At 66.7% G+C, this 23,326-nt stretch carries 17 protein-coding genes and 2 pseudogenes; 10 read left to right on the top strand and 9 right to left on the bottom strand.

Annotated features, from left to right (window positions below; all coding sequences use genetic code 11):
- Nucleotides 1-403 precede the first annotated feature (403 nt).
- Nucleotides 404-3,931 (top strand): NB-ARC domain-containing protein, encoded by a 3,528-nt coding sequence (locus tag KIS93_RS40645; protein WP_186404680.1) that lies wholly within the window; start codon nt 404-406, stop codon nt 3,929-3,931.
- Nucleotides 3,932-4,170: 239 nt separating this feature from the next.
- Here KIS93_RS40645 and KIS93_RS40640 read toward each other — a convergent pair whose 3' ends face one another.
- The 4 genes and pseudogenes from KIS93_RS40640 to KIS93_RS40625 form a co-directional block, all read right to left on the bottom strand.
- Complete coding sequence (locus KIS93_RS40640) at nt 4,171-4,731, bottom strand: tyrosine-type recombinase/integrase (RefSeq protein ID WP_281261989.1); 561 nt, start codon at nt 4,729-4,731, stop codon at nt 4,171-4,173.
- A 149-nt stretch (nt 4,732-4,880) separates the two neighbouring features.
- Nucleotides 4,881-5,893 (bottom strand): annotated as a pseudogene (locus tag KIS93_RS40635) (IS5 family transposase).
- A 111-nt stretch (nt 5,894-6,004) separates the two neighbouring features.
- Complete coding sequence (locus tag KIS93_RS40630) at nt 6,005-7,126, bottom strand: IS630 family transposase (protein ID WP_080046718.1); 1,122 nt, start codon at nt 7,124-7,126, stop codon at nt 6,005-6,007.
- 85 nt (nt 7,127-7,211) lie between these two features.
- Nucleotides 7,212-7,484 (bottom strand): hypothetical protein, encoded by a 273-nt coding sequence (locus KIS93_RS40625; protein WP_080042678.1) that lies wholly within the window; start codon nt 7,482-7,484, stop codon nt 7,212-7,214.
- 772 nt (nt 7,485-8,256) lie between these two features.
- On the opposite strand from KIS93_RS40625, the gene KIS93_RS40620 reads away from it, so the two are divergent.
- On the top strand, nt 8,257-9,633 hold the full coding sequence (locus KIS93_RS40620) for a pentapeptide repeat-containing protein (protein WP_080042679.1): 1,377 nt from the start codon (nt 8,257-8,259) through the stop codon (nt 9,631-9,633).
- A 457-nt stretch (nt 9,634-10,090) separates the two neighbouring features.
- On the opposite strand, the gene KIS93_RS40615 is transcribed toward KIS93_RS40620, so the two are convergent.
- From KIS93_RS40615 to KIS93_RS40600, 4 genes are all read right to left on the bottom strand, one after another.
- On the bottom strand, nt 10,091-11,692 hold the full coding sequence (locus KIS93_RS40615; protein WP_155128498.1) for an aldehyde dehydrogenase family protein: 1,602 nt from the start codon (nt 11,690-11,692) through the stop codon (nt 10,091-10,093).
- Nucleotides 11,693-11,695: 3 nt separating this feature from the next.
- Nucleotides 11,696-12,253, bottom strand: coding sequence for an EF-hand domain-containing protein (locus KIS93_RS40610; RefSeq protein WP_080042680.1), 558 nt, complete (start codon nt 12,251-12,253; stop codon nt 11,696-11,698).
- Between the two features lie 312 nt (nt 12,254-12,565).
- On the bottom strand, nt 12,566-12,937 hold the full coding sequence (locus KIS93_RS40605) for a hypothetical protein (protein WP_155128501.1): 372 nt from the start codon (nt 12,935-12,937) through the stop codon (nt 12,566-12,568).
- A gap of 152 nt (nt 12,938-13,089) precedes the next feature.
- Nucleotides 13,090-14,478 (bottom strand): FAD-binding oxidoreductase, encoded by a 1,389-nt coding sequence (locus KIS93_RS40600; protein WP_080042682.1) that lies wholly within the window; start codon nt 14,476-14,478, stop codon nt 13,090-13,092.
- 324 nt (nt 14,479-14,802) lie between these two features.
- Between KIS93_RS40600 and KIS93_RS40595 the strand changes: the two genes are divergently transcribed.
- The 4 genes and pseudogenes from KIS93_RS40595 (at nt 14,803) to KIS93_RS40580 (ending at nt 17,755) form a co-directional block, all read left to right on the top strand.
- Entirely contained in the window at nt 14,803-15,675 is an 873-nt protein-coding gene (locus KIS93_RS40595) for an alpha/beta fold hydrolase (protein WP_080042683.1), read from the top strand.
- A gap of 216 nt (nt 15,676-15,891) precedes the next feature.
- Nucleotides 15,892-16,440: a hypothetical protein gene (locus tag KIS93_RS40590; RefSeq protein ID WP_080042684.1), complete on the top strand. Its 549-nt coding sequence runs from the start codon at nt 15,892-15,894 to the stop codon at nt 16,438-16,440.
- Between the two features lie 96 nt (nt 16,441-16,536).
- Nucleotides 16,537-16,866: pseudogene (locus tag KIS93_RS69210) on the top strand (glycosyltransferase); the annotation flags it as partial.
- A 169-nt stretch (nt 16,867-17,035) separates the two neighbouring features.
- Nucleotides 17,036-17,755 (top strand): glycosyltransferase, encoded by a 720-nt coding sequence (locus KIS93_RS40580; protein WP_155128504.1) that lies wholly within the window; start codon nt 17,036-17,038, stop codon nt 17,753-17,755.
- Nucleotides 17,756-17,777: 22 nt separating this feature from the next.
- On the opposite strand, the gene KIS93_RS40575 is transcribed toward KIS93_RS40580, so the two are convergent.
- Nucleotides 17,778-19,190: a serine hydrolase domain-containing protein gene (locus KIS93_RS40575; RefSeq protein ID WP_080042685.1), complete on the bottom strand. Its 1,413-nt coding sequence runs from the start codon at nt 19,188-19,190 to the stop codon at nt 17,778-17,780.
- Nucleotides 19,191-19,281: 91 nt separating this feature from the next.
- On the opposite strand from KIS93_RS40575, the gene KIS93_RS40570 reads away from it, so the two are divergent.
- From KIS93_RS40570 to KIS93_RS40555, 4 genes are all read left to right on the top strand, one after another.
- The gene (locus KIS93_RS40570) at nt 19,282-20,052 is read left to right on the top strand and encodes an enoyl-CoA hydratase-related protein (protein WP_080042686.1); all 771 of its coding nucleotides are present in this window, start codon (nt 19,282-19,284) and stop codon (nt 20,050-20,052) included.
- A gap of 44 nt (nt 20,053-20,096) precedes the next feature.
- Nucleotides 20,097-21,098 carry a MerR family transcriptional regulator gene (locus KIS93_RS40565; protein ID WP_080042687.1) on the top strand — a complete coding sequence of 334 codons (1,002 nt, stop codon included), beginning with the start codon at nt 20,097-20,099 and terminating at the stop codon, nt 21,096-21,098.
- Between the two features lie 58 nt (nt 21,099-21,156).
- The gene (locus KIS93_RS40560; RefSeq protein ID WP_080042688.1) at nt 21,157-21,585 is read left to right on the top strand and encodes an SRPBCC family protein; all 429 of its coding nucleotides are present in this window, start codon (nt 21,157-21,159) and stop codon (nt 21,583-21,585) included.
- A gap of 116 nt (nt 21,586-21,701) precedes the next feature.
- On the top strand, nt 21,702-23,255 hold the full coding sequence (locus KIS93_RS40555) for a pectate lyase family protein (protein WP_080042689.1): 1,554 nt from the start codon (nt 21,702-21,704) through the stop codon (nt 23,253-23,255).
- Nucleotides 23,256-23,326 lie beyond the last annotated feature (71 nt).

The following is a 23,326-nucleotide window of genomic DNA, read 5'->3' as shown; positions in this document are numbered from 1 at the left end:
GTTGACCTGGTTGACGTGATGATGGGTGGACCGGCGCCAGTTCGCCTTGTACGGCACCTGCAGCCAGGTTCGCGGCGAACTGGTGGAGTTGGATACCTGCCAGCCATGCACCGCCGCACCGCGCGGTCCTGATCAGTGCTGTCCTACCGGACTGAAGCACAGTCACCTGCCGCCCCCTTGATACATGGCGTCTTTCGGTTGAGAATTGAACGTCCCGTTGTCCAACTAGGCACCTAGGAGCAGTATGAGTGTTTCGGACGGAGGGCGTACAGCTGCGAGGGGTTTTCAATACCAGTACATTCGCACTCTGGAAGCCTTGATTCATAGCTTGAGAACGAATGACATCCACGCGTGCCGAATAGAGGGACCACCGGGATCATCCGCGATTCCGAGCGTAGACTCCGTGGATTTTGACCTGATACATAGTTCTGGAAGGGTTCTTCTAGCAGCTCAGGTCAAAAGCGCAAAAACCGGGCGCACGATAAATGCATCGGATGCCCTCGTGATCTTGCTTAAGCTAATAAAGGGCTGCGAGGCTGATCGATATGAACTCATTACGGCTGCTGCCCCGGATGACCGATGCATTCGGCTGGCAGAGCTTCTAAGCGCACAAGGACTCCCCCCTGAGACCCGAGCAAAAAAGATTCGGTCACTTTTCAGAAAATCATTTAAATTCACATCCATTCTCAGCCAACTTGCGGCGCAGCATTATGATCGACTATTGCGCGCAAGAATAGTGTTCGACCATCGAAGCCTCGAAGATATCCGCGACATACTCCGGAATCGCATTAAAGACATTAGGGCAAGTAATCATATCAGGGTAGGCGAAAAATCTACCGGCTTGATCCTTGGGTATCTCATAGCGGAAATCCTTCGAAGAGCAGCCGATGCGGACGCTTCTGAATGGGTGCTAAGTGATTTCCGACGCGAGTTGTCAGTCTCTGACGATGACCTTATTCGCTCTCTTGGAGGGCAAGAGTTGGGGGTTATCTATGGGCCAGTTCCACCTGTTCCAGAGGTGGAAAGATCCGCACTACTTGCGGAGATCGCCGAAAATTTCACGATCCGCAACGACAAGCTACAGAAACCTCAATACTGCATCTTGACCGGACTGTCTGGTATCGGAAAATCCAGCCTAGCTTCTTCTTATCTAGCTGACAGTGCTGATCGTTACGATGTGATTTTTTGGATTGACGCGTCGAGCGGCGAGGCGATGTATGCCGCTTATCGAAAGATCATAGATGTGCTTTCAAGGGGACATGTCACAGACGATGGATCGTCCAATGCCATTCGAGATCGTGCTTGTGATCTACTTCGACAAATTCCTGGCACATGGCTAATTGTCTATGACGATGCGGATTTGCAAGTCGTTCGCGACTGGCTGCCGAAAACTGGTAACGGCCATGTTCTTGTTACTTCCACCGACACTGGCGGTTGGCGCCCCGTAGGTAGCGTCCTAAGAATCGACTCAATGACCACTAGTGAAGCATTGCTGCTTACCAGAAAGCGTCTGGATATCCAGGAGTCTGAATGGCCAGAGACCAAGGAGGCTCTACTCGATTTGATTGAGGCTTTTGAGCGATGGCCGTTGGCAGTAGAGCTCGCTTGCGCTTATATTTTGAGCTGCAATATTGCGGTCCGTGACATCAGTAGCTATCTTTCTCACGTTCGCACACAGTCGCTCGACGACGAGATTTCTATTCCTATCGGATATCCTAGAACTCTGGTGTCGGCGATCAGGATGGGGATCCATAGAATTCAGGAAGTTCTTTCAGACGACGTAATACTGCGGAATAACGCGATGGGCTTGCTATGCGTAGCCTCCTACTTTTCACCCTCACAAATCCCAGTACAACTTATTGCCACCTCGGCACTGATTCCAATTGATGACAAGTCTGGCAAAGAAGTGGGTTCTGTACTCGTTGATGAGGCGCAGACAAAGCTGAGGGAGATCATTCGGGCTTTTACACGAGTCTCGTTTGTCCGCTATTCCAAATCACTGTCCGATTCCATCGATGGCGCAACGGATAGCTCTAAGCTAACAGTCAATATGAATGCGATCCTTCAAGAGGTGCTAAGAGATTACTTTGAGAATGGCATTCAGATCGAGCATGTGATAGTTCAGGCTTGTTACCACACCGAGCGATGGCTCACTGCGGCAGTAGAGACCGGGCGCAGCGAACTCTCGTGGGAGGTTGCACAACATGCGGCATCCCTAGTTGGACATGCGAAAAGGCTAAACGTGCGGTCCAACCGGGTCGCACATCTGATGGGAAATGTTGGAGGATTCTACTACTCGTTTGGCAGACATGAAGCGGCACGGCACCTGCTCGAAACGGAAATAGCGTGGCTTGATGGCGTCAGCGAATCTAGTGAGCTCCTAGGCGCTCAAGCGCGTCTCGTCCTAGCCTCAATCATAAGGGCGGAGGATAGTCACCAAACGGAAGCCATTGCTGCTCATATCGAACAGGTTTTGCAGTATGTGAGAGTCATATCTCACGGTGATGTGCATGCAGTTAGGGCCGCTATCTTCATCGCAACCCAGGTACAAGTTTTTCTCGAAGCGCTCGCTTCGGATGCTCCTGGCGACGTGAACGTGTCGCGACTACTCAAGTCGTGTCGATCGATCGTGCGTAGGCTCCCAAAGACTCCAGCATCACGCTTGCTAGTCGGCATGCAGGAGGCCAACGATCTGATTGCGCATGGAAAAGTTGAACGGGCAAAGAAGCTCATTGAGAGTCTGCTCTCAAAAGGCGTGTCCATGATGTCGCAGGAGATAGAACTGCGCCGATTGCTGATTGAGTGTCTATCGCATCAACACAAATGGGGTGCGACGCTAACTGAGCTTTCGGAACTTTGGCCGATCTTGGGTGCAAATACACTTTATCGCCATACAACTGAACTTATTATGCATAATGTTGGCCTCCATGCAGCCGTTGCGTCTCTCATGCTGGATGATGAGGAAGCGGCAGATGTTCTTCTTGAGCTGGCTGAAAAGATGAACCTGTCCGAGCTCATGCATACGACCTCGCCTCAACGGGCAATCCGGTTCGCACTTCTGAGCGTAGTTATATCTGCTAAGCGAATGGACCTAGAGTCACTTGAGGCTGCGCTGGCAAGCGCAGACTTCACACAGATAAACGCCGCCAATCCGTCTGACTCTGCATGGCTTAAACTTCTAGATGTAGTTCATAATTGGCTAGTTCGCAACGCGGTTGAGGCGGATACCAAACACCAACGGGCATCAAATTTCTTCGAACGTCCAACGTTTAGTATCGATGTCAACTCGATACCGACGCACTCGACTAAACAATGGAACGCCGATCCAGAATTTTTGAGAAGGTATGAGGAAACAAACGTAGCCAGTCTATATCTACTCACCTCCGATCCAGCGTTCTCACGGGTGGGCTTGTTGAGTTCGGGGAGGTCGAATCCGCTGGATACGAAAGCGCCGCTCACCTATCCCGTGGCGATTTTTGAACCTCGCTACTTCCTCGGTATAACACTCCCTAACACCGGTGCATCGATAGAGGCTCAGATTGAAGGAATTTGTCAGGCGGGCCTACTTCGCCTCTCTCCGGCAGCTCCTGCTATTCGACTGATCGATGGCTGGAAGCTAACTTGGAGCCAACCCACAGGCGGACTTGAATTGCTTGACGGCGAAGGCGGGAAATGGGCGGTCTCAGATACCTTGCCTCCAGCCCATTGGAAGCGTCTTGCGCGCGAGCGTGGACGCGTGGTTGTGCTCTATGGGTTCGGATTCAATCTTCATGCTGCAGAACCCAGTGCGAAGGTGATGACTTCGAACGAATTCGCAGACGCATTGATCTCTGGGATGTCACGAGGATTGATCGCTATTGGTAGCATCGAGTTCGCACAGAGCCGTTTCAGTGATGCCATCTTGCATCCTTTGAGGAAGTGGAAAACGTGAGCTCACTCTAGAGCTGAAACTGGATGCTTGGGGCTATTTCCTTCATAGCGCAGTAACGGGTAGCCGGGACGGTCGCCCGCAGTACAGGTCCTCAAGTGTACGGAGAAGTCGGTTGGTCGCGTGCCGGGCTTCTATGTAGCAGCAGAGTGCTCCTTGCTCGTGCGAAGGTCAGCCTGTTCTCTGTCGCACACACCGCTTGAAAACATAGTCAGATTCCTGTCATGAACATGAGAACCTAATCAGATTACGAGGGCTGCCTCGATTCGGCGATTGATTTGACCGTCACGCCCATCCAGACACTTGGCGTATCGCTTGAGAAGGACCTCCACGCTGTTGCCGGCACGTTCCGCTACCACCGTCGCATCGACGCCTGCGTTGAGCCATGTCGAGAGGGCTGCATGGCGCAGGTCGTAGGGCCTTCCCGCGAGGGGTGAGGCGACCAGTTGCGGGGTGAAGGCGAAGCGGCGGGCCTCCTCCCAGGCCCTCGAATAAGTGGATGCGCCAAGGACTCCACCGCGCTCGTTGCGGAACAGCCGGCCGTCTGTGGCCGTGCCGAACTCTTCGAGGTGCGCGCGCAGGATGCGCACCAGTTCCGGCGGGATCGGCACGGGCCGGACCTCGCGTTCCTCTCGCTGCTTGAGTCCGCGCTCGTCGTGCACAGTCCCGCTGTCGGTCCACTGCTTGCCACTGCTTGGACGGGTGACTTCGAGAGTGAGCAGTCCCCATCCCTCCTCCGGCAGCAGGCAGTCTGTTTCTCGAAGTCCGATGGCTTCGGCAGGGCGGAGGCCGGCGAAGTACAACGTGCGAAGAAGGCCACGAGGCGGCGTCCCCTCGCACGACGCCAGCTACCAACGTAAGAGAGGCTCACGAGGAGTTCGCGGGCCTGGACAGGGTTGACCACGCATCGCCGGTCAACGGTGTTGTCCCTAGGAGCTGTTTGGAGTTCGGATCATGTGGTCGAGGTAAGGAGTCTTAACCACAAGGTCGAGCCCCGGAGGTAGAGCCCCGCCTCGTAGCTTTCCGGGGCTTTGTCGTAGCGGGTGGCCAGGCCACGCCAGGTCTTGATCTTTTGAAAGCAGCGTTCGACGGTGTTGCGTTGCCGGTAACGCTGCGGATCGAAGGTGATGGGCCGCCCACCGGCCGACCCCTTCTTCTTCCGGTTGGCCTGCTGGTCGCTCTTCTCCGGGATGACCGCGCGGATCCGGCGGCGACGCAGATAGGCGCGGTTGGCCTTGGAGGAATAGGCCTTGTCCGCGGCCACCGCAGCCGGGCGGGTCCGGGGCCTGCCCACCGGCCCGGCCACCCGGATCTTGTCCAGCACGGCGGTGAACCGCGGGCAGTCGGCAGCTTGGCCGGGCGTGAGCACGAACACCAGCGGTAGCCCGGCGGCATCGACCGCGGCATGAATCTTGCTGCTCAGCCCGCCCCGGGATCGGCCGAGCGCGGCCGCCTCCGCCCGCGCCTTACGGCGTCGCCGGACAGTGGCGCGCTCGTGCGGCGGTGACGTGCCGGCCTCGGGTGCGGCTTGGGGCGCATCACCCGCAGCACCGGCGGCTGCTCCGCCAACGGAGCCCCCTTTTCCTCGGTCAGCGCCTGCTCCAGCGCATCCAAGGTCTCCCCGGCCACCGCCAGCCCGGCCGACTCCTGATGCGCCCGCACGATCGTGGAATCCACGCTGACCAGTTCCAGTCCCACCTGCCCGCGCGCTGCGGCCTCGGCAATCAACGCCTCCATCAACCCCTGGAACACCCCGGCATTGGCCCAGTTGTTGAACCGGGAGTACACCGTGGACCAAGGCCCATAGCGTTCCGGCACGTCACGCCAGCCCGACCCCGTCCGGAACCGCCACAAGATCCCATTGAACTGCTCACGCATCCGCCGTGGCAGCGGCCCGGTAGCCGCCACCGGCAGATGCGGCTCGATCAACGCCCACTCGGCATCGGTCACATCAAAGCGCGCCACATCGGAGTTCTACCAGCCACAGCCAGCCCAGCGTCGACCTAGCCAAGATCCGAACCCCAAACAACTCCTAGTGCTGTGACCGGAAATGATCACCGGGTTGGGTGAGGGGGGTCAGGCTGCCGGTGCGAGGGGCCGGCCGCCCCAGCGGATGCCCTTCTCGCTGCGGATCCGGGCGCGTTCGCGGCGTTGAGCGGCCAGAACGTCGGGATGGCGGGCGTTGGCGTTGCGCCAGCGCAGATAGGCGTGCAGGGCCCGGGTTTGGACGGTGTGGTTCGGGTGGTCGGAGTTGGCCAGGGTGAACTGGCGCAGCGGCCCGAAGTGGGCCTCGATCGGGTTGGCCCAGGAGGCGTAGGTCGGCGTGAACAGCAGCCTGACCTTGTGTTTCTTGGCCCAGGTGCGGATGCGCCAGTTCTTGTGCGCTGACAGGTTGTCCAGGATCACGTAGATCGGTGCGCCGTCCGGCCGGGCGGCCCGGATCGATTTCAGGGCGGCCCAGGTGTAGTCGATGCCCTTGCGCGCCCGGTTGACGCCCCACAGCAGGTCGTCGCCGACGGAGTAGCAGCCGTGGAAGTACCGCACGCCCTGGGTGCGGCGGTAGGTGGCCGGCAACCGGTCCGGCTCACCGGCGGGTGCCCAGCCCGTCCCGGCGGTGGGACGGATGCCGAGCGGGCCGAACTCGTCGAAGGCGAAGGTGCGCTCGGGGCGGTGGGTGAGGGCGTACTCGATCTCCTCCAGCTTGGCGTCGAAGTCCGTATCGGGCGAGTCCTTCCAGGTCTTGGTGCGCTGGAAGGTGATCCCGCGCCGATGCAGCAGGGTGCGTAACGCCTCCCGGCCCAGGGTGATGGCCCGGCCGGGCAGGCGGCGCAGATAGTGCAAAAGCTTGCGGATGGACCAGCGGGTGAACGGCTGGCCGAGCTTGGTCGGGCGGGTGGTGGCCGTCGCCGCGATGAACTCTTCGTCGTCAGGACTCATCAGGCGGGGACGGCCTCCCGCCCACTGAGGGTCCAGGCAGGCCAGCCCGATCTCGTTGAACCGGTGGATGACGTCCCGCACGGTGTCCTCGTCGGCCTGCACCAGGCGCGCGATCACCGGGACGGTGTTGCCGCCCGCCGAGGCCAGCAGGATCATCGCCCGCCGGTAACGCACCGTGCTCATCGTGCCGCGCCGTACGATGCGCTGCAGCTTCTGCCCCTCTTGGTCCGAGAGCCTGCGGACCTTGACCGGTTGCGTCACCGGGCCTCCCGACTGCTGAACGAACGTGATCAGCTGATCCAACCGGCAACACCGTCCTACGCGCCAACCCGGTGATCGTTTCTGGTCACAGCACTAGAGAGCGTTTGTCGGCGATCTGCCGGGTGACCTTCTTGTCCGGGCACAGGTCCGGAGGCAGGGCCTTGAGAGCGGTGGCGCGGCGCATCACCTCCTTGCGGAGCAGCGCCAGTGAGTCGGCGGCGTAGCAGATGGCCTCGTCCTCGATGCCGGAGACGTAGCGGTGGCAGTTCTGTTCGTGCGGGTCGAGGTCGCCGGTGCCCTTCAGCTCGTGGATCCACAGTTCCGCGCTCGGGTCGAGCGCCGCGCCGGAGGCCAGCACCCGTACCGAGGCGGTCTTGCCCTGGCCGGGCTGGGAGCCGATCAGGATGTTCTGAGCGACTACGGCACGCGCCGGGCTCGATCATGATGACCATCCGACGCACGTACTACTCGGGGGAGACCCAGGTCGAGACGGCTGACATAGTGGTACCAGCTGACCGGTTCACGCTGGTCTACAGCGGCAAGATGGGGCGCGCCTCTGGCCAATAGCCATTCGTCGGGCCTCTCACTTCACTTGATCGACGACCACAGAATGATTCCGAAGACTTCACTGTGGCCGCTATCGACTGGGAGCCTGACTACCCTCAGGGTTCTGATTGGGCTGAGAGTTTCCTGATTACAATGGCCCAGCGACCGGCGAAAACCCTCGCATCGACGGCAGTCCTTGGACATCGTTGATGCGTGCGACTGCAGCGACTACGGGCACGAAGTGCAGATCTAGCGAGCCGCGTCTGGCGAGGCAGTCGCTGCCCGGCGAACCCTGTTGGCGTCCAGTCCTTGCTCGGCGAGGTCCTTGCGGAGCCGGACGTCAGCTCGACGGTGTCGACCTCAATCGCGTTCGGCGAGGTGTGCGGGCGTTGCGAGGACTCGAACGCTGCCTCGCCCTCAGCCTGGTAACGCGCGATGAGCTCGGACACCCAGCCCTTGGACAGGTCGGTGCCCATGGGTGTTCGACGCCTACCACCACGCCGAGTTGGCCTCCGAGAAGTCTCCGGGAGATGCTGCCCGGTGCGGGCTCTTAATCGCCATCCCTCATGCCATAGAATATCGCCATGGACGCCCCCATATTCTCGACGTTCGATGCGGAAGAGTTCGAGAAATTCTGCCGCGACCTATTGAGCAGACTGGGATTTCAACAGATCAACTGGCGTAAAGGCGCCACACGCGGAGTGAACGCGGGCGATGGGGGGCGGGACATCGAGGCGGTCTATCCTCGCATCGACCCGGACAGAAATCAATTTTTCGAGCGATGGTTCGTCGAATGCAAACATCATGCTAAAGCTGTTTCCCGTGGACATCTTGACGAATTGCTGGCGGCTGCGGAAGCCAACAGAGCAGACGTAGCGCTTTTCATGGTCAGCGGAAACTTGTCCAACAGCGCCAAAGACCATCTCGAACAGTATGCCAGAAATAGGAACCCCCCCTTTCGGATCAAATACTGGGAGGGTCACGATCTGTACGCACTGATCGAGCGCTCCTATGGTGTCGGCCAGGCGACAGCCATGCAGGACACCTCCGAGATGCGTTTCATCGACGCGCTCATCCAACTCAACCACGAGAACGCGAATGTACGAGCAGGGGCTTTGTCTCTGCTCGAGAGGGTCGGCGAAACCACGGCCGAGTGGCGGCAGCGAGTGATCGACCGAATCTGTCACTACCTGCGCCACGGTCATCACGGGCATATCGATGACGAGACCCGCAAGGTCGCGCAGAAGATTCTCACGGACCACCTCTCTCCCTACGGCGAAGGCAGTCTTTGGAGCGGCATACGACTGGATCTGGCCGGAGCCCATCTAGTGAGCCTGGACCTGACCAAGGCCGACATCATGGCCGCCGACTTCACCGGTTGCCGTTTCACCGGCGCTACGCACTTCAATGGCGTCGGCTTCGGCGACAATGCTATGTTCGACGGCTCGACTTTCGACGATGGCGTAGATTTCCATGGGGCCAAATTTGAAGGCCCCGCTTCCTTCCAGAGATGCTCCTTTCAGGACCACGTCTCTTTCTCTCATACCCGTTTTCAATCGATGACCGATTTCAGCGACTCCGTCTTCTCGTGCATCGCCGGGTTCAGCAGCACTGCGTTTGATAACCTGACAGTATTCATCGGCGCTGTCTTCAAAAAAGATGCCTTGTTTCCCGGCGTCCAGGTCCGCAATGATGCGATATTCACAGACGTGCGCTTCGAAACTGAGGCATGCTTCGAGCTGGCGAAGTTCGATGCCGTGGTCGACTTTGGCAATTGCCATGTGGGGATTGACATGGACTTCTCGGTCGAGCTCAACGGTCTCTACTCTCCCACGCTTCCGCCCGGATTCCGGCTTGTTCGCAAGGGGTTCCTCGAGGTCGCCGTCGTCAAGGAACGCCGAAGGGGACGTACCGAGCGCATCGGCAGCTCAGGGCGGACTCGGGGAGGACCTCATATATGAAACAAGGAACCGGCCTTCGTTAGCTCCAAGGCGGTGGCGAGCCGAGGCCCATCTCAACCCCGGGTCGCACATACTGGCTCACGGCGAGGATCAACTCCTGCGGGCCCTGCTGTGGGCCAGTCGTGGGCCATCAAGCCACCCACCTGCGTTGCCGAACGCCTAATGCCTGGTCAGATCGCTAACATGGGCGAAATCCGCAGCCCTCTCCGGAGCCGGGTGCGCAGGTTCGAATCCTGCAGGGGGCACACAGAACAACGGAACCTGCTTCGGTCGCCGGTCCTCTCTCGGGAGGGTCGGCGATTGTGTTTGTCAGGGCCTTGATCGCTGGCGGGTTGTCTTCCTTGACGGTGATGCGGAGCGTCTTCCTTCGACGGCTCCTGACGGCGCACGTCCCGGTCGGGGTGAGGGCCGCCGTTGCCCGACCCCGGCGCCGAGCAGGCTCCAGCCCTCTCGCCGGTCAGGTGTCCGCCACGGCGGAGGAGTAGTCGAAGAGCAGGTCGTCCGGCACGTCCGTTGCGGTGCTGATTGCTTGCAGATGAGTGGTACGCAGCATCGGCAGGTTGGCCTCGCCGCCGGGGCCGCCGGTGCGGGCGGTGCCGCCGTCGATGGGGAGCAGCGGGACGGGGCCCAGATGGCTGTCGTTGATCTTCAAGGTGCCCCCGTTGCGTACTTCCGTCCTGAAGGCGGCGATGACGGCGCGGTCGGTGGCCCACAGGGAGTTGCGCAGCCCGTAGCGGTTGGCGTTGAGGAAGGCGATCACGTCGTCGATGCGGGCAGGGTCGGCGATCACCGCTGTCAGCAAGGGGCAGAAGGTCTCCTCGCATGCCGCGCGCAGCGTTCGTGCCTGCTTCAGGCCGTCCACCCGCAGCAGGGCGGGCCGGATGAACGGCCCCCGGGCGCGTGGCACCTCATGGACGTCGACGAACTCGCCGCCGGTCACCAGCGTCGCGCCCGCACCGACCGCCTCCGCGACGACCTCGGTGAACTCCGCGCGCCGGACGACCGGGCTGAGGATGACATCGGTACGTTCCGGGCGTCCTACGACCAGCCGTTCGATCTCCCGCCGCAGTCCTTTGATCGCCTCATCGGCGATCTGAGGGTGCAGCACGGCGCGGTTGGGGGTCAGGCAGATCTGTCCCGACGCGTAGAAGGCCTCCAGCATGGCCGCGATCGCCAGGTCCAGGCGAGCGTCCCGCCACACCACCACAGTGTCGTTGGCCGACAGTTCCAGGATCGGCTTCTTGCCGTGCCGCAGGCATTCCGCCGCCAGCTCCAGCCCCCGGCGGGACGGGCCGAAGTAGTAGATGTCGTCGAGGTCCGGGCTGGCCAGCCACTCCGGCACCACCTCCCGCACGGGAGCACACAACGCGCTGAACACGCGGGCATGGCCGGCCAGCAAGGGCGCGATCAGTTCATGGCAGACGAACGCCGCGCTGAGCGGGGCGCTGGGCGGCAGATCGACCACGACCGCGTTGCCTGCGGCCAAGGTCATCACCGCGGAGAACACCAGGGTCGCGGCGGCGGCGTTGCGCGCCGGGATCAGACCGACCACGCCGTCCGGCTTGCGTACCAGCTCGATCCTGCGGCCGTTGACGCGGTGATCGCAGTTCATCAACCTGGCCGCGACGGTGGCGGTTCTGGGATGCACCGCCGCGAGCATGGTGGAGATCTCCATCCGCGCCACGCGTACCGGATGGCCCTCCGCGACCAGAAGATCCAGCAGCTCATCATGCCGGGCGCGCAGCACCTGGTGGAAGGCGGTCACGAAGCCCACGCGCTCGGCCAGCGGGACCCTGCCCCAGGCCGGCTGATGGGCGCGGGCGGCAGCCAGGGCCTGACGGCGCTGGTCGGGGCCGCTCAGGGCGACCCTGCCGACCAGGGACGGGTGGGTGAACGCATCGGGGCCGGCCGCGCCGGTGTCCAGCGTCGCTTTCAGCGCCGCCATGTCGTACGGGGCCTCGAGCGCGTCACCGGCCCGTACCCAATGCACCCATCCCGCGCCGTCCGCATGGCCATCCACCGGATGGCCGCCGACCAGCGACCGGTAGCTGCGCAACACGCCTCAAACCCTGCCGAACAGCCAGTGTCCGAGCGCGTCGGCGCTCTCATCGGGGTTGGTGTAGTAGTCGCGCATGGCGGCCAGCAGTTCGGTGACGCTCAGGGAACCGCTGCCATCGGTGTCCAGCTTGCTGAAGGCCAGGTCGGCGTTCTCCACGGAGGTGCGCATCACCTTGTGGAACTCGGCGAACTCCTGACGGCTGACCGTGCCGTCGCCATCGGTGTCCAAGAGCCCGCACAACGCCTCGGCCATGGGCAGGAACGCCCGGTCGAAGCCGGTGGGATCGTCGACGAACGCTCGCGTCATGCCCGTTCGATACTCCTGAGGAGTGAGCCGTCCGTCGCCGTTGACGTCGGCGGCCGAGCACAGCGCGTCCCAGAACCGGACCATCCCCGCGGCCATGGCGGTCGCCTTCGGCGAGGTCGGGGACTCGCCGAACTGGGCGACCAGGCGCGAGCCGACTCCGAGCAGGTCGTCCCGTTCGATCGTGCCGTTGCCGTCGACGTCGAGATGCCCGAAACAGGTGTCGATCTTGCGGGTCATCAGGTCCAGAGGTTGCATGGCCGGCCTTCCGTCGGAGATCGTCACGCCAGTCACATGAGATGACCGGCCTTACCTCTTTGTATTCGCATCGTCACTCACAGTAAACGGCGGGCTATGTTGGTGTCTCCGACCGGCAAGGTCACCAGTGCCGGCTGCTGTGATCAGCGCGAGATCGCCTGTGGGGCGCTCGATGAGAGGAACCGCGGTGCCCGGCACGGACCTGGTGTTCCGCAGCGGCGCGCGACCGGTCGAGACGCTACGGGGTGACGGCGGCGGGCGCCACGACGGTGGCGATGGCCTGTGTGTCGGCGAGAGCAGCCCTGCCAAGCGTCAAGGCAGCCATCGTGCGCGCAGCACACCGTCAGGGTCGGGGAGTACGCCGGCCATCAGCGGAGCACGTTCGTCCTCGTACCCGGAAAGAACCATCACCGCGCGGGCTTCAGCCAGCACGGCGGGCAGTGCCGCGTATTCGGTTTCGTCGACGGTCAGGCTGGTGATGTGCCCTCGGGAGTTCTGCCAGACGATCTCGATGAGGCCCTCATGGGGAAGGCCGGCTAGGGCGGCCCGCACGTCTGTCGACAGGTCGGGCCAGATCAGCAACCTGGCCCGCGGGGTCAGGCCGTCACGGGTCGAAGCAAGCCCGTCGAGGGTGAGGCGATGCCAGCGCGAGGCGTTGGAGAGGTAGCCCTCCTCAAGCAGCACCGCACCTTGCCTGTGCATCCATGATCGATCATCCCTTTGGACGTGGAGCTTGGATCGGCATCGACCACTCTTGTCACGAGGGGCCCACCAGGGACCAGGGTGAGTCACTGGCCCGATCCCTGGCGGGCCCGCGATGGCGGACCGCCGGTCCGTCAGGCGTCGGGGCGGATGTTGTGGTTGAGGCGGAACAGGTTGGCCGGGGCGACCCGCCGCTTCAGCGCCACCAGCCTGCGCAGGACCTCCGGCCGGTATCCCTGCTCGACCGCGTCGACGTCCGCCATGAAGCTGAGCAGCGTGTACCCGGTGCACCACGGCCGCAGCAGCTCCATCGCCGCGGACTGGGCCGCGTGGGTCTGCGCGGGGTCGGGGGCGCCGATGGTGGCCATGAAGATGGTGAAGGCGGCGTCCCGGTACGAGATCGCGTTCGGCACGAGGGGTTCGCGGGCGAAGGCTCCGCCGAGGTGCCGGATCTCCACCAGGTCCGGCGCGGCGGCGGGGGCTTCGGCGATGGCGATCAGGGCGTCGACGGTCTCGGCGGTCAGCTCGCGCAGGAGGCCGCCGCGTTCCTGGACGGGGGCCGGGTCGAGGGGGTCGGAGTGGATGGAGGCGCAGTCGGCGTACGGCATCTCCCGGACCAGATCCATGAGCGGTGCCGCGGCGGCGCGCAGGGGCTCGATGAGTGCGGCGCCGGCAGGTGCGGGGTCGGTGCAGGAGAGGCGGATGCTGACGACCTGCCGCCCGCGCAGCGGCTCCGGGAGGAAGGGGAGGTCCGGCAGCCGCAGGAGCGCGGCGGAGGACGACATGGTCTCCGGGACGGTCTCCGTCCAGGCGCGGTAGGCGTTGAGTACGGTGCGGGCGCTCGCGGCCGGGAAGATGAGGGAGCCGCCGTACAGGGTGGTCACGGGGAAGAGCGCGATCTCGACGGCGGTGACGATGCCGAAGTTGCCCTTGCCGCCGCGCAGCCCGAAGAACAGCTCGGGATCGTTGGCGGCGGTGACGGTGCGCAGCTCGCCGTCGGCGGTGACCACCTGGATGCGGTGGACGTGGTCGGCGGCGTAGCCGTGGGCGCGGCCGAGCGTGGGGCTGTGCCCGCCGGCCAGGACGAAGCCGATGGCGCCCACGCTGGGGCTGGCGCCGTTCAGTGGCGCGAGGCCGAACTTGGTGATCTCGGCGACGGCCTGCCCCCAGAGCACGCCCGCCTCGATCCAGGCGGTACGGGCCTCGGCGTCCACGGTGACGCCCCGCATGGCGCGGGTGGTCACCAGCACCGCGTCCGGCCCGATCGGCACCGGCTGCACGGCGTGCCCGGTGGCCATGGCGGCGATCGGCGCGTTCCTGGCCGCGGCCAGCCGCACCGCGGCCTGGACGTCGCCCGCCGACGCCGCCGCGATGACGACGCCCGGCCGCACGTCGGCTCTCAGGTTGTAGGTACGGGTCTCGTCGGCGTAGCCGTCGTCCCCTGGCAGCAGCGCCCGCAGGTCGGCAGGCAGTTCTTTCCGGTCGAAAGGGGAGGGACCGGTGGGCGGGCGCTGGTCGCGCATGGAAGTGCTCCTGATGTGGGGATCGTCTGGCGCTCCAGAAGGTAGGCAGGCCGTGTCGACGGCATCGATACGACCGTTGTCGGCGCCGGCTACACGAATGGTTGACACCGCATGCGTCCGGTTGACGATGGATTGCCCGGCGAGCGGGGCCGGCACGAAGTGCTCGCCGGGCGCGGAACACTCGCAAGAATGAAGGAGCTGCCGCCGTCCGACGCCGAGCTGACCCTGCGCGCCCAGGCGGGCGAAGCGCCCGCGCGACTGGGTGTGGCATGCCTTCGACGAGCTGTCGCCGCCGTTGCGGATGCCTGACGAGATGAGACGGACATGACCATGCACAAGAGCCACACGATCGACGTCGAGGGCGTCGCGCAGCGCTACCACGTGGCGGGCAGCGGGCCCGTCGTCCTGGCCCACCCCGGCGGCCCGGGGCTGGCGTGGGAGTACCTGCGCATGCCCGCCGCCGAGCGGCACCTCACGATGGTGTACGTCGAGCCGATCGGCACCGGCGCGTCCGGCCGCCTGCCCGCGCACCCGCACGGCTACACCCGCGAACGCTACGCGCGAGCCCTGGACGGCGTGATCGACCACCTCGGCGCGGGCCCCGTCCACCTGCTCGGGCACTCCCACGGCGGCTTCGTCGCCCAGCACTACGCCCTGACCCGCCCCGACCGGCTCGCCGGCGTCATCCTGTACGGCAGCGCCCCGGTCACCGGCCCCGAGCACTTCGCCGAGGCGGCCCGCACCATGGAGGCGTTCGCGCGGCGGAACGCCGGCCGTCCGGAGCTGAAGGGCGTCCTCGACACGTGGCAGTCGCTGGGCGGCCTGTCCGACGACGAGGGCACCACCCGGGCCGCCCGCGGCATCCTGCCTGCCTACCTCGCCGACTACTGGGACCATCGGGAGAGGTACGCCCCGCTGTTCTCCATCACCGGCACCTTCGTCTCCGGCCTCGACGACCAGGGCGTCCCCGACCTGATCGACGACCGCGCCGCGCTGCCCTCGATCAAGACGCCCGCGCTCGTCATCGCCGGCCGCCACGACGTCATCTGCGGCCCGCGCTGGGCGAACGAGCTGGCCGCCGGCATCCCCGGCGCCGAGCTCGTGACGCTGGAGCGCAGCGGGCACCTCGGGCACGTCGAGGAGCCGGACGCCTTCACCCGCGCCGTGACCTCCTTCGCCCTGGCCACGGCCGGCTGAGCACCCCCTCGGGCCGGCGGCGGTGAAAGTTCCGGCCTCGACATGCGCGGACGGCGGCGGTGAAAGTTCCGGCCTCGACATGCGCGGACGGCGGCGGTGAAAGTTTCGGGCTCGACATGCGCGGACGCCGGCCCGTGCCCTCCGCGCTGGTCGGCCCGGCCCCTCCGCCTTATGGTGACGATCTCGAACCCCCCGGCCTCCCGCGAGAGGGACACCATGGCATTCAACGTTCGTCGTCCTGCCCAGGTTCTGCTCCTCGTCCTCGCCCTGACGCTGACGGCGGGCGCGGCGCTGTGCACTCCCGCCGCGTTCGCCGCCACCCTCCGCTCGGCCACCTCCACGGGGTGGGGTCCCAGCCCGGACGCGGGCAGGGCCGCGGCGGAAGGCAACGCCCGGGCCGCGCTGAACCAGCAGGCCGCCGCGGCGGGCGAGGTCTGCTCGGGCGTGTCGGTCACCACCAGGCACCTCTACACCGCGCCCGACGGCTCGGCGTGGATCTATGAGGCGACCGCGACGGGCGACTGCGCGGTGCCGCCGACGACGCCGCCGCCGTCGTACACGGTGCCGCGCACGGAGACCCGCCAGGGCGGTGGCGCGAGCCCGAACGCCGCCGTCGAGAACGGCTCCCAGGCCGCCCGCGCGGCGCTCCTGGCGGCGGGCCAGGCCTGCACGGGCTACTCCACGACGTCGTCCCTGGTCTACTCCGCGCCCGGCGGCGCCTGGTGGATCTACAACGTCACCGTCTCAGCCACCTGCACCCACTGACCGGAGAACCCTGCGGCGCATGCCGTCCACCGGGGACCTGTCCGCGACGCGCCTTCCGCGCGAGAATGCCGAGGGGGACGAGCTCAAGGAGCGGCGATGAGACCGTTGCTGATCACCATGGGCAGCCGTGGCGACGTCCAGCCGTACCTGGCCCTGGCCTGCGGGATGCTGGCCGCCGGGCACGCGCCGCTGCTGGCCGCGCCCCGCGGGTACGCATCGCTCGCCGCCGCCCGCGGGGTGGAGTTCGCGCCGCTGAACGACGAGATGCTCACGCTGCAGGACAAGGTGCGGGGGCAGGGCGTGCGCGCCGCTGTCACCGCCGCCCGCTCGGTCAAGCCGATGCTGCGCCGCCTGCTCGACGACCAGGCCGGGCTCACCGCGCACAAGGCCGACGTGGTCGTCTACCACCCGAAGTCGCTCGGCGGGCCGTACGTCGCCGAGAAGCTCGGCGTCCCGGCCCTGGCGGGGCTGCTGCTGCCGCTCTACCTGCCCACCGCCGCCTTCCCCTCCCCCATCCTGCCGGTACGGGCACAGCGCGCTCAACCGGGCGAGCTGGCGCGTCTCCTCCGCCGTCGAAGCGCCCTATCGCGGCACGGTGCGAAGCTGGCGGGCCGGGGCGCTGGGGTTGCGTGCCGGGTTCCGGACGGTGGCCGGCCTGGTCGAGGCGGGCGGCGTCCTGCATGCCTGGAGCCCGCACCTGCTCCCGTCGCCCGCCGACTGGCCCGCCGCCGCCCGTCCCACCGGCTTCTGGACGCTGCCCCCCACCGACTGGACGCCGCCCGAACGGCTGGCCCGGTTCCTGGACGACGGCGATCCGCCGATCTACGTCGGGTTCGGCAGCTCCTCCAGCGGCGACCCGGAGGCGCTGACCGCCACGGTGCTGGAGGCCGTTCGCCTGAGCGGGCGGCGCGCCGTCGTGGCCACCGGATGGGGTGCGTTGCGCGCGGGCACGGAGCCGGACGGCGTGCTGGTGATCGAGGAGGCCCCGCACGAATGGCTGCTGCCGCGCGTGGCGCTCGCCGTGCACCACGGCGGCATCGGCACGGTGGCCGCCGCGCTGCGGGCCGGCGTCCCGCAGGTGGTGCGCCCGTTCCTGGGGGACCAGCCGTTCTGGGCGGAGCGCCTGCACCGCCTCGGCGTCGCGCCCGCCCCCGTCACCGGGCGCCGCCTCACGCCCGCCGGGCTCGCCTCCGCCATCGAGGCCGCCGCCGCCCTGACCCCCGCAGCCCAGGCCCTCGGCGCGAAGGTGCGCGCCGAGGACGGCGTCGCCACCGCCGTCGCCCGCATCGGCGACGCGGCCCAGGACCGCGCCTGACGGCGCTCGGCGTCGTGGCGGCCTACGCGACGTCGGGCCGCGTCATCAGCGGGGAGCGCACGTGCACCGCCAGGTCAGGGCTGGTCAGGGGCACGATGTTCCAGGTCGCCGCCGCTGTCCCCGCCGCGGCGCGCACCGTCAGCCGGAGCCGGTGCGGGGTGGTGATGACGTAGAGCTCGGCGACGAACGTCTCGCCCTGCCAGGCGCCGGACGCGACGACCGGGCGGCCGAGCGGCGCGCTCTCCCGCCACGCGCCGTGGCCGATCTCGACGTCGAGGAGCGGGCCGAGCCGCAGGAGCCAGCCGCCGTCCACCGGCTCGACGGCGACCGCGGCCCCATCGGGCAGGGCCGGGTCGCCGGCGGCGGCGTCGAAGGACGCCTTGGCGGAGCGGCCCGGAGCGGCCTCGCCGGGCACCGGCGCGAAGGACAGGCGGCCCAGGCGGCCGGCCAGGGACCGGTCGTCGCCCTCCTCGTCCAGGCCGGGCAGCAGGCACTCCCAGATCGCGTCGAGCACCACCTGGGGCTGCCGGTGCCCGCCGGTCGTGGCGACCACGAGCTCGTGCGAGGGGACGACCACGCAGAGCTGGCCGAAGGAGCCGTCGCCGTGGAACCCGTGGCGCGACACCCAGAACTGGTAGCCGTAGCCGCGCAGGTAGTCGGCGTCCCCCGAGCCGTCCTCAAGGGGCAGGGTGTCGACGTGCCGGCGGGTCGCGAGCTCCACCCACTCGCGCGGGACGAGCTGACGCCCGCCCCACCGGCCGCCGCGCAGCAGCAGCTCGCCGAAGGCGGCGACGGCCTCGGTCGTGAGGTGCAGCCCGTGGAAGCCGAACGCGGCGCCGCTCGCCACCCGGTCCCATTCGGCGTGCTCGATGCCCATCGGGCCGAACAGGCGCTCGTCGAGCAGCTCGGGCAGGCCGCGGCCGGTGACCCGCTCCACCATGCGGGCCAGGACGAAGGTGGTCGGGTTGTCGTAGACGTGCCGGGTGCCCTCCGTCTCGGCGAACGGCACGCGCAGGAACCCCTTCACCAGGTCGCCCGGCTCCAGCCGCCACGCCTCTGCGAGGCTGTCGGTGCGGTGCCCGGTCGTCATGGACAGCAGGTGGTGCACGGTGAGACGGCGCCCCTGCTCGGAGACGCCGGCCGGAACGTGGCCGGGCAGCACGTCCACGACCCGGTCGTCCAGCGCGAGCAGCCCGTCGGCGATCGCGAGGCCCACGGCGACCGAGATGAACGACTTGGTCAGCGAGTACAGCAGGTGCGGGCGCCCGGCCGAGTACGGCGCCCACCAGCCCTCGGCGACGACGTGACCGCGGTGCACGACCATGAGGGAGTGGCACTCGACGGCCCGCGCTTCGAGCCGGTCCAGCAGCGCGGCCACCGCGCGGGACGACGCTCCCGGCGCGGACCGCGGCAGCAGGGCACGCTGAGAAGACATTCCGGCACCCTATGACAGGGGCGGCGCCGGACGGGAACGAATATTCACGTGGCCGAGCCCGGCCACCGCGAACGACATCAGGAGCCCGCCCATGAACCTCGATCATGTACTGGTCAGCCGGGACGCCGACTTCGTGACCATCACCATGAACCGGCCGCAGCGGCGCAACGCCCTGTCGCTGGCCCACCTGCGCGACCTCATCGAAGCGTTCGGCGCCGCCGGCGACAGCGACGCCGCGGGGATCATCCTGGCCGGGGCGGGCCCGGTCTTCAGCGCCGGCCACGACTTCGCCGACGTCGCCGAGGCCGACGAGAGCGCGGTCCGCACCCTCCTCGACACGTGCCTGCAGCTCATGGAGCTGATCGAGTCGGTGCCGCAGCCGGTCGTCGCCCGCGTGCACGGCCTGGCCACCGCGGCGGGCTGCCAGCTCGTCGCCACCTGCGACCTCGCCGTCGCCGCCGACTCGGCCGGGTTCGCCGCGCCCGGCGGGAAGGGCGGCTGGTTCTGCCACACCCCGATGGTCGCCATCGCCCGCAACATCGGCCGCAAGCGGGCCGCCGAGCTGGCCTACACCGGCGACACCATCACCGCCGCGCAGGCCCTCGAATGGGGGCTGGTCAACCGGGTGGTGCCCGCCGCCGACCTCGACGCCGCCGTCGCCGACCTGCTCGGACGGGCCACGCGCGGCAGCCGTTCCTCCAAGGCGCTGGGCAAGCGCACCCTGTACCAGCAGTTGTCGCTGCCGCAGGCGGAGGCCTACCGGCTCGCCACCAAGGTCATGGCCGAGTCGTCGCAGTCGGCGGCGGCCCGCGAGGGCATGTCCGCGTTCCTGAGCAAGCGCCAGCCGAAGTGGAGCGACTGAGGGGGCTTGCGTCTCAAGCGGCTTGAGGCGCGACAGTGGCCCCCATGAGCGACGACGAGCTGTACCCCATCGGAGACGCCGCCCGCCGCAGCGGCCTGAGCGTGAGCGCCGTCCGGTTCTACGCCGACATCGGGCTCATCGAGCCCACGGCACTGAACGAGGCCGGGCACCGCATGTACGACGTCCACGCCATCGCCCGGCTGGAGCTCGTCCGCACGCTGCGCGAGCTGGGCACCGACCTGGACGAGATCCGCCGCCTGCTCGAAGGCGGCACGACCCTGCACGACCTGCTCGCCACCCACCTGGAGGTCGTCGAACGCCAGGAGCGCACGCTGCGGGCCAGGCGGGCGGTGCTCAGGGCGCTGATCAAGCAGGGCGGCACGACCGCTCAGGCCGCCCTGATGCACAAGCTCGTCTCGATGACGGACGAGGAGCGCGAGCGGATCATCGACGACTTCTGGACCGGCGTCGGCGAGAGCCTGGACGTGCCCGAGGGCTTCGTCGACCGGTTGCGGGCGATGCGCCCCATCCTGCCGGCGGATCCCAGCGCGGCCCAGCTCGAAGCCTGGATCGAGCTGGCCGACCTGGTGTCGGACGCCGGGTTCCGCGACGCGGTGCGCGCCTACCTGCGGGACGCCTACTCGGCGCCGGAGGCCCGCACGCTGGCGACCGCGCCGTTCCAGGACTTCATCCACGGCAGCGGGGCCTCGCTCATGGAGGAGCTGCTGGCGGCCTACCGGGCCGGGGAGCCGCCCCGGTCGGCGCGCGCGCAGCAGGCGGTCGTCCGCTTCATGGAGGCGGCCACCGCGCTGTCCGGCACGCCGCTCACGCCTGAGGTACGCGACCGGATGGCCGACGGGTACCGGCGGATCCCCGCCATCCTGCGCGAACTCGCCGAGGAGGAACCCGCCGCCGCCTACGACGACACCCATGGCCGTTACCTGTCGCTGGTGGCGCGGATCAACGGCACAGCGGTCGAGGAGGACCACGACGCCATCCCGTACGCGTGGATCGCGGAGGCCATGCGTCACCGCTTTGACAGGTGACGCGTACGCGTGCGAGGATCATCACCAGTTGAACCGGTGACTCAATGAAGGACTCCCCATGACAGTCGTGCGCTTCCACCTGCTCTCCTCCCTCACCCCCGCGGCGGCCATGCGTGTGCTGACCGACTTCGGCCCCGCCCGCGCGCAGAGCTGGCCCAGCATCGACGCCCAGCACTTCACCGTCCACCAGCAGGGCGAGAGCTGGGCCGAGGTGACCGAAGGCACGGCCGCCGCCTGGGAACGCGCCCGCTACGAGTGGGATCCCGAGCAGGGCCGCGTGGTCATCACCACCCTCGACTCCAAGCTCTTCGGCCCCGGCGGCGGCTGGGACATCCGGCTCACCCCCGAGGGCGACGGCACGCGCGTCGACGTCGAGCTCACCCGGCGGCCCCGCACGCTCAAGGGCAAGCTGCTCGCCGCCCTGCTCCCGCTCGCCGCCCCCTCCTCCCTCCGCAAGTCCTTCGGCGAGCCGCTCAAGGCGAAGTAGGGCTCCTGGATGAAAGTTTCATCGCTCGTTGACACTGGGGAAAGCGCTTTCCTACGGTGAGGCGAACCGCGCGGAGCAGTACGCCATCGTTGTCCGAGGGAAAAGGTGAACCAGGGATGAGACGAGCAGTCGCGTTGCGACTCCAAGCGGTGCTGGCCGCCATGGCCGCCGCCGCCGTGACCGGGGTGGTCGCCGTGTCGTTGCCGGTGACGCAGGCGTCGGCGGCGGCCGGCGGCGCCACCGGCTACGCGAGCGCCAACGGCGGGACGACCGGCGGCGCGGGCGGGCAGACGGTACGGGCCACCACGGGCACCGCCATCCACGCCGCCCTGTGCGGCCGGGCCAGCAGCAGCACCCCCATCACCATCGAGGTCGAAGGGACGATCAACCACGGCAACACCGCCAAGGTGTCAGGTGAGAGCTGCAACACCGCGGCCGGCGTGATCGAGCTCAAGCAGATCAGCAACGTCACGATCATCGGGGTCGGCGGCGGGGCCGTCTTCGACCAGCTGGGCATCCACATCCGCGAGTCGAGCAACATCATCATCCGCAACGTGACCGTCCGCAACGTCAAGAAGTCCGGCTCGCCCACGTCGAACGGCGGCGACGCCATCGGCATGGAGAGCGGCGTGCGCAACGTGTGGGTCGACCACGTCACCCTGGAGGCGTCGGGCGGCGAGTCGGAGGGCTTCGACGGCCTCTTCGACATGAAGGACGACACCCAGTACGTCACCCTGTCCTACAGCATCCTGCGCAACTCGGGGCGGGGCGGGCTCATCGGCTCCAGCGAGAGCGACCGCTCGAACGGCTACGTCACCTTCCACCACAATGCGTACGAGAACATCGACTCCCGCACTCCCCTGCTGCGCGGCGGCATCGCCCACATCTACAACAACTCCTACGTGAGCCTGAACGAATCGGGCATCAACTCCCGCGCCGGTGGCCGCGCCAAGGTGGAGAACAACTACTTCAAGGACTCCAAGGACGTCCTCGGCACCTTCTACACCAGCGAGGCCGGCTACTGGCAGGTCGCCGGCAACATCTTCGACAACGTGACCTGGTCCGCGCCGGGCAGCGAGAACAACCCGGCCGGGCCCGACCCGCGCTCCACCACCACGGTCACCGTCCCCTACTCCTACACGCTCGACGGGGCGAGCTGCGTGCCGGACATCGTCCGGCAGACGGCCGGCGCCGGCAAGGGGCTGCGGGAGTCGGACGGCACCTGCACGCCGCAGACGCCGACCGCCACCCCCACGGTCACGCCCACCGTGACCCCGACCGTCACCCCCACCTCCACGCCCAACGGCCAGAACCTCAGCATCGGCGCCGGCTCCGACGGCTCCAGCAAGGCCGACGGGACGAGCTACGGCAACGTCCGGGACGGGAACCTGAGCACCTACTGGTCACCGTCGGGCGCCATCGGCGACATCTCGATCAAGTGGGGCGCCGCGACGACGGTCGGCCGGGTCGTCATCCGCGAGGCGGCGGGCGCCGAGGGCGGCATCGGCGCCTGGCAGCTCGTCAACGCCGGCACCGGGGCCGTGCTGAAGTCCGGCAGCGGGGCGGGCGCCATCACGTTCACGCCGGCCGCCCTGAGCAAGATCACGTTCAGGATCACCGGCTCGACCGGAACGCCGAAGGTCGCCGAGTTCGAGACCTACGCCGCATAACGATCCAGGTGGAGGGCGGGGGCCGCAGGCTCCCGCCCTTTGGTTGCATGAGCGGCCAAAGATCGGGTAAG

Source organism: [Actinomadura] parvosata subsp. kistnae (assembly GCF_900323885.1).
GTDB classification, from domain to species: Bacteria; Actinomycetota; Actinomycetes; order Streptosporangiales; family Streptosporangiaceae; genus Nonomuraea; species Nonomuraea composti.
The sequence above is the reverse complement of the archived record's forward strand: the minus strand, read 5'-3'. Positions and strand labels throughout refer to the sequence as shown.